The sequence below is a fragment of the Acidocella sp. genome (assembly GCF_013044125.1).
GTDB lineage: Bacteria > Pseudomonadota > Alphaproteobacteria > Acetobacterales > Acetobacteraceae > Acidocella.
In genome coordinates, this window is sequence record NZ_JABEVC010000032.1 from 1 (window position 1) to 10,927 (window position 10,927).

General features: G+C 62.8%; 13 protein-coding genes and 1 tRNA gene. 3 read left to right on the forward strand and 11 right to left on the reverse strand.

Annotated elements, in window-relative coordinates:
- Positions 1-1,119 (forward strand): glutamine synthetase family protein (locus HKL97_RS01580; protein WP_291422194.1); only part of this gene is annotated, 1,119 nt, incomplete at its 5' end.
- A gap of 8 nt (positions 1,120-1,127) precedes the next feature.
- On the opposite strand, the gene HKL97_RS01585 is transcribed toward HKL97_RS01580, so the two are convergent.
- The 3 genes from HKL97_RS01585 to HKL97_RS01595 form a co-directional block, all read right to left on the reverse strand.
- Positions 1,128-2,534 carry a pyridoxal-dependent decarboxylase gene (locus tag HKL97_RS01585; protein WP_291422196.1) on the reverse strand — a complete coding sequence of 469 codons (1,407 nt, stop codon included), beginning with the start codon at positions 2,532-2,534 and terminating at the stop codon, positions 1,128-1,130.
- Positions 2,535-2,648: 114 nt separating this feature from the next.
- On the reverse strand, positions 2,649-3,548 hold the full coding sequence (gene rpoH / locus HKL97_RS01590) for an RNA polymerase sigma factor RpoH (protein ID WP_291422198.1): 900 nt from the start codon (positions 3,546-3,548) through the stop codon (positions 2,649-2,651).
- 249 nt (positions 3,549-3,797) lie between these two features.
- Entirely contained in the window at positions 3,798-4,784 is a 987-nt protein-coding gene (locus tag HKL97_RS01595) for an RluA family pseudouridine synthase (protein WP_291422200.1), read from the reverse strand.
- On the opposite strand from HKL97_RS01595, the gene HKL97_RS01600 reads away from it, so the two are divergent.
- Positions 4,769-5,104 carry a hypothetical protein gene (locus HKL97_RS01600; RefSeq protein WP_291422202.1) on the forward strand — a complete coding sequence of 112 codons (336 nt, stop codon included), beginning with the start codon at positions 4,769-4,771 and terminating at the stop codon, positions 5,102-5,104. The two genes, HKL97_RS01595 and HKL97_RS01600, sit on opposite strands and share 16 nt — an antisense overlap.
- A 95-nt stretch (positions 5,105-5,199) precedes the next feature.
- A tRNA-Glu gene (locus tag HKL97_RS01605) sits at positions 5,200-5,275 on the forward strand.
- 595 nt (positions 5,276-5,870) lie between these two features.
- Here the strand turns inward: HKL97_RS01605 and HKL97_RS01610 are convergent.
- The 8 genes from HKL97_RS01610 to HKL97_RS01645 all read right to left on the reverse strand — a co-directional run bounded on the left by HKL97_RS01610 (position 5,871) and on the right by HKL97_RS01645 (position 10,635).
- Entirely contained in the window at positions 5,871-6,071 is a 201-nt protein-coding gene (locus HKL97_RS01610) for a hypothetical protein (protein ID WP_291422204.1), read from the reverse strand.
- A complete protein-coding gene (locus tag HKL97_RS01615) occupies positions 6,061-6,267 on the reverse strand; it encodes a hypothetical protein (protein ID WP_291422206.1) in 207 nt (68 codons plus the stop codon). Before HKL97_RS01615 ends, HKL97_RS01610 begins: the two co-directional genes overlap by 11 nt.
- Positions 6,264-6,704, reverse strand: a complete 441-nt coding sequence (locus HKL97_RS01620) for a DUF5681 domain-containing protein (protein ID WP_291422208.1) — start codon at positions 6,702-6,704, stop codon at positions 6,264-6,266. Before HKL97_RS01620 ends, HKL97_RS01615 begins: the two co-directional genes overlap by 4 nt.
- Positions 6,701-6,973, reverse strand: a complete 273-nt coding sequence (locus tag HKL97_RS01625; protein ID WP_291422210.1) for a hypothetical protein — start codon at positions 6,971-6,973, stop codon at positions 6,701-6,703. Before HKL97_RS01625 ends, HKL97_RS01620 begins: the two co-directional genes overlap by 4 nt.
- Positions 6,970-7,524 (reverse strand): hypothetical protein, encoded by a 555-nt coding sequence (locus HKL97_RS01630; protein WP_291422212.1) that lies wholly within the window; start codon positions 7,522-7,524, stop codon positions 6,970-6,972. The genes HKL97_RS01625 and HKL97_RS01630 overlap by 4 nt, the downstream gene beginning before the upstream one ends.
- Positions 7,521-7,721 carry a ribbon-helix-helix protein, CopG family gene (locus HKL97_RS01635; RefSeq protein ID WP_291422214.1) on the reverse strand — a complete coding sequence of 67 codons (201 nt, stop codon included), beginning with the start codon at positions 7,719-7,721 and terminating at the stop codon, positions 7,521-7,523. The genes HKL97_RS01630 and HKL97_RS01635 overlap by 4 nt, the downstream gene beginning before the upstream one ends.
- A gap of 74 nt (positions 7,722-7,795) precedes the next feature.
- Positions 7,796-10,333, reverse strand: a complete 2,538-nt coding sequence (locus tag HKL97_RS01640; protein WP_291422216.1) for a DUF927 domain-containing protein — start codon at positions 10,331-10,333, stop codon at positions 7,796-7,798.
- Positions 10,330-10,635: a hypothetical protein gene (locus HKL97_RS01645; protein ID WP_291422218.1), complete on the reverse strand. Its 306-nt coding sequence runs from the start codon at positions 10,633-10,635 to the stop codon at positions 10,330-10,332. Before HKL97_RS01645 ends, HKL97_RS01640 begins: the two co-directional genes overlap by 4 nt.
- Between the last annotated feature and the right edge of the window lie 292 nt (positions 10,636-10,927).

Genomic DNA, 10,927 nt, shown 5'->3' on the forward strand with positions numbered 1-10,927 from the left:
AAGCTGATCCCCGATGCCAGCACCGTGCGCCTGGTGCCCTGGGCGCATGAGCCGACCGCGCAGATTATTCATGATTGCCAATACGCGAACGGCACGCCGGTGCCGATGGCGCCTCGGCAAGTGCTGCAAAGTGTGCTGCGGCTGTATGAGGCCAAGGGTTGGAAGCCGGTGCTGGCGCCGGAGTTGGAGTTTTATCTGGTGGGGCGCAACACGGACCCGGATTATCCGCTGGTGCCGCCGGTGGGGCGTTCAGGCCGGCAGGAGACGGGGCGGCAGTCTTATTCCATCGACGCGGTGAACGAGTTCGACCCGCTGTTCGAGGAGATGTATGATTTCTGCGATTTGCAGGAGCTCGATCTCGATACGCTGATCCACGAAGAGGGCGCGGCGCAGGTGGAGATCAATTTTTTGCACGGTGATCCGCTGCATCTGGCCGACCAGGTGTTTTTGTTCAAGCGCACGGTGCGCGAGGTGGCGCTGCGGCACAATATTTATGCCACCTTCATGTCCAAGCCGATGGGCACGGAGCCGGGCAGCGCCATGCATGTGCACCAGAGCGTGGTGGACCCGAGGACGGGCGCGAACATGTTCGCGGGGCCGGATGGCAAGGCGAGCCCGTTGTTTCTCTCCTACATCGCGGGGTTGCAGAAATATATTCCGGCGGTGATGCCGATTTATGCGCCGAATGTGAATTCGTATCGCCGGCTGACGCGGTTTTCCAATGCGCCGATCAATTTGCAATGGGGGTATGACAACCGGACCTGCGGATTGCGGGTGCCGTTTGGGGAGCCGTCATCCATGCGGGTGGAGAACCGGGTGCCGGGGGCGGACGCCAATCCGTATCTGGCGTTCGCGGCGACGCTGGCCTGCGGGTATCTGGGCATGGTGGAGGGGTTGCAGCCGACGCCGGCGCAGATCGGTTCGGCCTATTCGGGCGCGTACACGCTGCCGCGCGAACTCAGCCACGCGCTGGATATGATGGATAAATCCGAGGCGATGCGCGGGGTGCTGGGCGACAAGCTGGTGGATGTGCTGGTGGCGGTGAAGCGGCTGGAATATGAGACGTATCTGCGCGTGATCAGCTCCTGGGAGCGGGAGCATCTGCTGCTGAACGTGTGAGTGCTGGGTTAAAGCGCGATGCGGCGCAGGATTTCGGTTACCAGGGCGTCGATGTCGCTTTGTTGCGTGCGATGGTTGACGATGGCGGCGCGGATGGCCATGCGGCCGCCGATGATGGTGGTGGAAGGGGCGAAGAGGCCGGATTCCTGGAGATCGGCCACCAGATCGGCGGTTTGCGCGTCTGTGTAGCCGGTGATGGCGAAGCAGACGATGTTGAGCTTGACCGGGGCGAGCAGCTCTAGCCGGTTGCTGGCGGTGATGCGCGCGGCGAGGTGCTGGGCCAGGGTGCATGTGGTGTCCACCACGGCGCCGAGGGCCTCGCTGCCGTAGGCGCTGAGCGTCATCCAGACTTTTAAGGCGCGGAAGCCGCGCGAGAGGTCCGGCCCGAGGTCGCACGGCCAGGGATGGCCGCCGGCCAGGCCGCGCGGGGCGGCGGCGAGGTAGCTGGTGGCCTGGGCGAAGGTGGCGTTGTGGAGTGCGGGGTCACGGATGAGGACGCAGCCGGCGTCATAAGTCACCTGCGCCCATTTGTGGAAGTCAAACGCCACGGAGTCGGCTTGTTCGATGCCGGTGAGGAAGTGTTTGCGGTTGGGCGAGAGGGCGGCGAGCGCGCCGAAGGCGGCGTCGGCGTGGAACCAGGCGTTATGTTCACGCGCGATTCCGGCCAGGGCGGTCAGGTCGTCAAACGCGCCAACGTCCACAGTGCCGGCGGTGCCGACGATGAGGAAAGGGGTGCAGCCGGCGGCCTTGTCAGCCGCGATGGCGGCGCGCAGGGCGTTAAGGTCCATGCGGAAATCGGCATCCACCGGGATTTTGCGCAGCGCCTGCAGGCCGAGACCCGCCATGTCCAGCGCGCTCGGCACGCAGCGGTGGACCCCGGCGCTGGCATAGGCGGTGAGGCGCGCGCCTTGCAGCCCGTTGGCGCGGGCATCGGCGCCTAGGGCCTTGAAGCGGGCGCAGAGCACCGCGATGAAATTGGCCATGGAGGAGCCGGTGAGCAGCACGCCGCTGGTTTGCGCGGGCAGGCCCAGCATTTGCGCCGCCCAGGCGATGACCTGGCGCTCCACCGCGATGCCCGCATGGTCGCGTCCGCCGCAATTGGCGTTCATCGCCCCGGCGAGCAGCTCCGCCAGCATGGAGACCGGATTGCCGCCGCCGTGCACCCAGCCCATGAAACGCGGGTGGGTGTTGCCGGTGACATAGGGTTTGATGTTGGTGGTGAAGGATTCGTAGAGGCGCTCCGGCGCCGTGCCGTGGGCGGGCAGGGTGGCTGTGAAACCGGCGCGGATTTCATCCGGCAGGGGGCGCCAGACGGGCTGCGTGGCGATGCCGGAGAGATGGTCGATCATGTCGTCCATCATCCGGTGGCCCAGGGCGCGCAGGTTGGACCAGCCGGCGGGGTCTAGAGTGCTCATGCCGGGGGTTATAAGGCAGGATGGGCGCTTGCCAAGGCCGCGGACGCCGGCAAGGCCAAGCTTTAGCCGCCTGGCCTTGCGCTCGTGGCCCCGTGTTTGTTCCGGCCGCCGGTATCAGGCCATGCGCGCGTGCACGGCGCGGACGGCCTGGCGTTGTTCGGCGACCTGGGCCTTCATCGATTTCTGCAGCTTCTCGAAGGCGCGGACCTCGATCTGGCGCACCCGTTCGCGCGAGACGTTGTAGTGCTGGGAGAGGTCCTCCAGCGTGGTCGGGTTGTCCTTCAGGCGGCGTTCGGAGAGGATGTGGCGTTCGCGCTCGGAGAGGGTTTTGAGCGCGTTGGTGAGCAGGGCCTTGCGGCCGGTCAGTTCCTCGCGTTCGGCGAGTTCGGATTCCTGGCCTTCGCTGTCGTCAACCAGCCAGTCCTGCCATTCGCCTTCGCCATCCATTTTAATCGGCGCGTTCAGGCTGCTGTCAGCCGAGGAGAGGCGGCGGTTCATATTTACCACGTCCTGCTCGGGAACATCGAGCAGATGCGCGATTTTGGCTACCTGATCGGGTTGCAGATCGCCATCATCAATCGCCTGCATCTGGCCCTTGAGGCGGCGCAGGTTAAAGAACAGTTTTTTCTGCGCGGCCGTGGTACCCATTTTAACCAGCGACCAGGAATGCAGGATGTATTCTTGAATGGCCGCGCGGATCCACCACATGGCATAGGTGGAGAGGCGGAAGCCGCGGTCTGGGTCGAAGCGTTTGACGGCCTGCATCATGCCGACGTTGCCCTCGGAGATGAGCTCGCCGACGGGAAGGCCGTAGCCGCGATAGCCCATGGCGATTTTGGCGACGAGGCGCAGATGTGAGTTCACGAGCCGGTGGGCGGCGCTTTGATCGCCGGTGTTGCGCCAGGCGCGGGCCAGACGCTCTTCCTCTTCATGCGCCAGCATCGGGTATTTGCGGATTTCCTGCATATACCGGGTCAGGCTGGTGTCGGGTCCAATAGCTGATATGGAGGCCATACAGCGGATTCTCCTAAATTTTTTCAGTCTGTGCCACCCAAAGGATTCGGCGCGGCACGCAACGGAACACTCTATATACGTCGTATCGTTACCGTCTGGATCACTTATCCTTACCAGTATTCACCGGAGATACCCCTTAAAAGGCAGTAATCATCCAGCCAGATACCTGACCGTTCGGGCGATTTGATAAGCCAGTCTATGGGGCGGCGGAGAGGTTCGTCAATTAAAAAGGACCGAGATAGTCCTGTTTCATGTGCATGCGAGCAATGCATCCGTAAGGGCCTGAAAGTCAGCCGGGGGCGGGACGCTAAAGCGCAACGGAGCGCCGGTGATGGGATGGGCAAAGCCAAGGGTTTGCGCGTGCAGAGCTTGACGGGGGAAGTCTAGGGCAAGGTCCAGCGCGGGTTGGCCGAGCGTTTTGGCGACGGCCGGGCGGCGGCGGAGATAGACCGGGTCGCCGACCAGGGGGTGGCCGATATGAGCGAGGTGGACGCGGATCTGGTGGGTGCGCCCTGTTGCGAGCCGGCAGGCAAGCAAGGCGGCGGCGGTGCCGAAGCTGCGCAGGGTGCGGTAGTTGGTGAGGGCGTGCTTGCCGTTGCGGGTGACCACGGCCATGCGCTTGCGCTCACGCGGGTCGCGGCCAATGTCGCCGTGGATGGCGCCGCTGGAAGGGTTGGGCACGCCCCAGCAAATGGCTTGGTACTCGCGCTCCAGATCCCGCGCGGCGAAGGCGGCGGAGAGGCGGGTGTGGGCCAGCTCGGTTTTGGCTGCGACCATGACGCCGGAGGTGTCTTTGTCCAGCCGGTGGACGATGCCAGGGCGGCGCTCGCCGCCGATGCCGGTGAGGCTCTCGCCGCAATGGGCGATGAGGGCGTTGACCAGGGTGCCGTCCGGGTTGCCGGGGGCGGGGTGGACCACCATGCCGGCGGGTTTATTGAGCACCAGGAGGTGTTCGTCCTCGAAGAGGATGGAGAGCGCGATGGCTTCGCCCTGTGGCGTCGCGGGAGCCGGGGCGGGCGGGGTGAGACGGTAGAGCGCGCCGGGGCGCACGGGTTCGGAAGCATCGATGGTGGTGGTGCCGTCACGCGTGAGCCGGCCTTGCAGGACCATGCCCTTGACGCGGGAGCGCGAGATGGTGCCGATGGCCTTCGCCAGGAAGGTGTCCAGCCGGATGCCGGCATCTTCCGGCGTGGCATGGACGGTTATTTCAGGGAGTGGGTATGCGCGATCAACCACAGGCGGATTTGCGGGGTTTGAAGGTGTTGGTGGGCGGCATGGGGGTGCTGATCGTGCTGGGCACGGCCGTGGTTGTCGGGACAGTCATCCACCGCATTTATGCCAGGAAGCCCGCGGCGTCGATGGTGGTGGCGCCGATGGTGCCGGGTGCAAGTGCCGCCACGGCTGTGGGCGCGCTGGCGCCGGGGGAACATATCGCGGGGATCGCCGGGGCGGGGAGCGATGTCGCGGTTTGGGTGAACGGCCCGGGCGGAGACCGGCTGCTGCTGGTGGACCCGGCCAGCGGGCAGGTGAGTGTGGCGCTGAGCACAACCCGCTGAAAAGGCGGCGAGGGGCGTGATTTTTGCGCGGCGAGGAAAAATTCCGCCGCATGGCTTGTAAAAATTATCCCCCTGGCTTAATGCGCTCGTGCCTCGTCCCGTTCGTCTAGAGGCCTAGGACACTGCCCTTTCACGGCGGCGACAGGGGTTCGAATCCCCTACGGGACGCCAAGCAATTTCAACAGCTTAGCAAGGTTATCCACAAGCTCGTTTAGGGCGATACGGGATATATACGGGATAGACGTAACGGGACAGCCTAGAATAGACCGGGACAAGCCCCTGTTTTCACGCTCCCGTGACCGGCCAGCCCTTCACCGGCTGCACCTCCACAACATGATTGCCGGTTGCAACCATCGCGGGCAACTTGCCGCCGGTCATGCCGGTCTCAAGGGGGGTGTTTCCCAAACCTCAGCCGGACCGGGTACAAAAACGGTGTTTCAAGTGTTTCAAGTGTTTCAAATTGAAAGATGCAGATATTTGCTGCAAGAAAGTGAAACGCTTTTTTTGAAACACGTTTTCAGGCAGGTGTTTCAAGTGTTTCAGGGAGGGTGTTCTGTCGCCGATTATTCTCATGAAGCGATGTAAATGGCGCTGCAATCTCGTTACTTAGACAAGCCATGCGATTAGCGCGCATGTCGTCAAGATCAATGCGTTTTCGCCAATGGTCGCGGATTGTTACTCCCGGTTGAAAAACTTTTCACCGCGCCCCCAAAACACAAAAAACCCGGCACAATGGCCGGGCTGGTTGCGGATATGGTGGCGGCAATCAGCCGATTCGGTGCAGATAGCCTATCTCGGCCATCATGCCCCGCGCCTCGGGTAACGTCATCGGCTGGTGGCTCATGCCCCCGTGCGCCGCCAGGGCATCCAGCCGGGCCATGATGCGGTCAAGCGCGCCGGTATCAACCGCCTGCGCCGGGTTTGCCGCTTCCAACCGGGCAATGCGGCCTGAAAGATTATTGACCATCGCTAACCGCCGGTTCATCGCGGCCATTATCGGGCAGCGTCACCCGGACATTGCCAACGGTTATTTCGCTCCACAACGTCTCTTTCAGGGTGCCATCGGGCATCCGGTCCACAATCGTTCGGCGGATGACAAGCGGCGCGCTGGCGGGGGCGAGAGCGGCTTCCAGCTTGGCAAGGCGGGTTTCAATCGGCTTCATTTGCGGTTTTCCAGTTCGGCGATGCGGCGTTCAAGCTCTACGGTTTCAATCGCCCGGCGCTGGCCTTCCAGAACGGCGCTCACCGCCTGCGCCTCATCCGGGGCAATCTCACCCGCCGCCATCGCCTGCACCACGGCGGCAAGGGCTTGTGTGACGCCAGCGGCATCGCTCACGGGGGGCAGGTCCAGCATAACGACGCTGCCCTTCCTGGCCGGTGCAATGCGGTCCAGAACCAGCCGGGCGGCGCTCATATCGCCCTTCTGCGCGGCATCTAAAACCGCTTTCACAATCGCCTCGGCATCATCGCTCATCAGCTTCTCGGCCAGCATGGTGACGCGGTGACGGCTACCACGCGGCTTCCCAGCCGGGTTGCCAGACTGGCCGGGCTTAAACCGGCCATCCTGCTTGGGCGCTGAATTTTCAGGCTCGCCGGTCACACGTCGCCCCTTGCGATTGCATCAAGGTTTTTGAGGAATTGCCGGTTTGCCGCCCGTTCAAGGGTTTGCTGACTGCTCGGCATAGCGGCGGTTTGATGGACCAGCAACCGCCCGGATGCGCGCGCCTCATCGGCAAGCGCGGCCTGCAAACCGGGGAGATTCCGGCTTTCTCGGGTGATGTAAACAAAGTGTGGATCCGCGCTCTCGCGCTGCGCCTTCACCGCGTCCGCAACGGCCTTTTCAAGCTCGGTGGTTTGCTCCTCGGTCATTTTTCGCCCCACAACGCGCGCTCGTGTTCCTCGCGCGGGACCATCCATTGACGGGGGCCGGGGTCGCGGTGCAGTCCCAGCATCGCGCCGTCAAATTGCCGGGGAAAGCGTTTCGCGTGTGCGCGCTCGATCAGCGCGGTCCCTTCGCTAAACATTTTTTCAGCGGCGACCAGGTCCGCTTGCGCCTTCGCAGCCGCGCGGGTTGCCTGCAATCGCACGCGGCGGCCCTCCTCGTGAACGGGTCGCCAGGATTCCGCCTCAGCGAGACGATGCGCCTCCATCGCTTCGGCGCGGGCGGTTTCCAGCGCGTCCAAAACCTTCGCGGTAAACTCGCATTTTGTCTTTGCGGTGGCGTAATCAGCGGCCCCGGCGGCGGGGTCAATGTCGGCCCCGGCGGCGGCGGATAGTACAGCGCCGCGCGACGCTTCAAACGAAGAGTTTAAGTCTGCTTGCGCCTTCGAGTGGGCGGCCTGCCCGGCTTTTAAGCGCGCCTCGGCGGCTTCAAGAATTTTGACGGATTCGGCGACGAGTTCGAGATTTTGAGAGGTCATTTTGGTTCCTTAATATCGCGGGCGGGGTCGCGGTTGACGACAACAGGGTGGGGCGGCGGCGCATAAAGCCCAGCTTCAATCAGCGTCTTTTCGATAATTCGCCGTACTGCGCCGGACCGGGTTCTGCCCGTTCGCCGCGCCAGGTTATCCAGCGCGGCGAGGGTCTCACTAGGGAGATAAATGCAGGTGCCGGTCATTGCGATACTCTAACCGAATTGCCCCAAATACACAAGCAAAACTAACATGGAGTTTGCAACGTTGCGCGCGTGGGTCATGCGTCACCGGCCATAATATCAGCGGTGACGACGTAAAACCTCATTTGACCATGCCCGGCAATGCGGATTGATTGCGAGTTTTTGCCGTCGGCGGATTCTTTCAAATACCCCTTGTCGCGCAACACCGCCGCTACTTGCTTGTAGTTCATGCCTTTGCAAACCTCATTGCGCCACGCCTCGGGCATGATAAGGAATTGCAGTTCGTCACCCACAAGCCGCGAGAATCCCGCGCGGTTCAGAATACGAATTTCACCGGGCGGATAGTAATTTTCGCCGGTTTTGGAATTGGTCTCATGCAACCGCTCAAACCGGCTTGCCCCGTGCGCTTCCAGGAACGCGCGAACCTGCGCCAGCGCCGCCGAATCTTCACCCGCGCCACTACCGCCGCGCTCGGCCAGCCATGCCTTGAAACACGCGCCAGCCGCCCGCAACGCCTCGTTTTTGGGCCAGGGCAGCACACCATAAACCCGCGCCAGTTCACCCGCCACGCCTATCAGTGCAAACCGGCTGCAAACGGATTTAACCTGGCCGTCTGCGTCGGCGGGGCAATAGTCCTTCATGAATTTGTCGCGTAGCCCCTTAAGATCGGCAATCAGACCGCCTTCATTTTTCGCCCGATTATCCGTCAACTTCGCCAGGAAAGCCCGCGCCGCCGTGCCGTAATACTTTGCCGCCGCGCCGCTGATTTGTGTCGCCAGATCGCGGGCGTTGTCGAAGCCGTGAAGCTCTTGAAACACGCCATACCCGGCCCCGGCATCGGCGGGCAGACTAATAAGCCTCACCTCAAGCCCGGCCATTGTGCGCTTGCCTGCCTCGCCAATTTTCGCCGCGAGAGTGAGTTCACCCGTGCTTAAAAACAGGCTGCGCCAGGTTTGACGACGGCGGGCTTCACCGCCCCGCGCGGCGCGGCCTTTGCCGGTCTCGTTTGCAAGTTGATAAACAATATCAGCAACCTCTTTAGAATCCGCCTGCCCGAGTTCGTCTAAAATCAGCAGGCAATCGGATGTTTCCGCCGCCGTTCCTTCCAGCCCGTTCGCGGTGGTTTTCCAGGACCGCACCTGTCCATTGCGCCGGGTGCCCTGCCCCCAAAGTGAACCAGCGCCGGAGGCGCATGTTGTTTTGCCGGATTGTGAACTGCCGACCAGGTGCAAGCCGCCCGAGTCCTGGCTCAAGACTTCCAGAAGCGGGCCTGCAAACCCCGCCGCCATGAATAGCGCCACTCGATCATTGCCGATTGCGAATTGTGCAACTTCATCCTGCCACTGTTTCAGCGTGCCAGCGGTTTTGAAGCTCTCGGCGCTAACTATCCGCTCAGACTGTAAAACGATGTTCGCCGCGCCTTCGCCGTAAACTTTGCCCCAAGGCGCGACAAAAACCGGCTTTCCCTCGGCTTGGTGCCAGCCGGTGCGGTCCACACATTCAAACCGCCGCGCCGAATAAACCCGCGCCAGGAAGTCTTTAAGCAGCCCGTGCGCTTGGCCGATACCGCACACAAGCCCGGCATCGGTCAGCGTTTCCGCAATTAAATTGCCTTCGCGGTGTAAGAGCGATTTAGGCATGGGCCATTCATGCCGCCGTCCATCGCGGTCGCACCAGCGCAGAAACACGCTCCAGCCGGTGCCGGTTGATGTTCGCGCCTCGCCCAAAACGTCAAACTGACCGCAGACAAAAACCTTCGGCGGCCATGAGCCATCCTTTTGGCCCGGCTGAAACCATAGCTGCCCTTTTTCCCAGGAATACCCGTCCGGCATTTTGAACGGCGGTTCAGCCAGCGCCGCACCGGCCAGCAACTCGGCCAGCACGTCCGGGCCTTCGCCTTCGGGCAGATCATCCGCCACATCCCAGCCGGGCGGAAACAGTTCCGGCACGCTCACAATGCGGATTTCAGCCGCGCCAGCTTCTCCGGCAAGGCGCGTAACGGCGCGTGCATAATCGGTTCCGGCGTCGTCATGGTCCGGCCAGATCGTCACCATGCGGTCAGCTAATGGCGTCCAGTCAGCTTTGCCGGCCGAATTACTTCCCCCGCATGAAGTGATCGCCACATAACTAGGAAACAGCTTTGCCGCTGCATCGGCTGATTTTTCACCTTCCGCAATCAACACCGGGTCTTCGGGGCGCGCAGCCAGCCGGTCCAGGCCGTAGAGTGGCAGCGGGGGCAATGGGCGTTTCCAGTGCCAGCCGGTGGCGTCTCGCCGCAACCCGTTTTTGTCGGTCCAGGCGCGCCGCCCGTAGGTGTGGGGGAGGGTTTGCTTGCCTCCATCGGCGGTATTGAACCGATACACCGAGAAGATCGGCGCGCCGTCGGCGGTGCGATAGTCCCAGCGCGCCACGGAATCCCCGTGCTGCCAATGTTTCACGCTCTCGGGCGGTTCAGCCGGTGCCGGGCATTGCGGCTCCCAAATTTCCGGCATGGCGCGGCGCTCAGCAAACGCTGCAACGGCGGCGGTTGAGTCGGGAAAGCCGCTGGTTTTCTCGGCCTCTGTAAACGGTGCGAAGGGGTCCGGCTGGATGCCGTCGGCGGAAAGCTCGTTCATTTTACGGCCTCCAAACCAAGCATTACGGCCATTTTTCGCGCCGCGTCCGGCTGGTTCATGCTGAACAAATACGCCGCGAGGCTCACGGGGTCGCCCCCCTTGTCGCCGGTCGCAAAGTCAGACCAAGCCCCGGTGCGGGTGTTGATTCTGAAACTACCCTCTGTCCGGTCATTCCGGCGCGGGTTGCGGGCGGTGTATTCTTGACCGGCAAAGCGGCCACCCGGCAACCAGCGCGAGACGATGGCGGGGAAGTTCGCCAATGCGGCGCGGTTGACGGCGGAGAAGTCTACGGTATCGCTCATTTTTTGCCTCCCGTGAGAGCAGCGGCCAGGCGGCAACACTCGGCGGCATCGGCCAGTTGAACGGCGCGGCATCGGGGGTCAGGCTCACGGCGGCGGCGCAGCCACTCGGCGCGGGAAAGCAGATGCGCGGCGGCGCGTTTTAGGTCTAGGGGGCGAAGATTGCGCTTGTTATCGGCGGGGGTTTGGGGTAATTTGGGCATGTTCGATAAGCCTTTCTAAGCCGCCTCGGGGGAAAACGGGGCGGTTTTTCTTTGTTTGGGGGTCAGGCGGCGGCGCGGGCGGTAATGGGGGC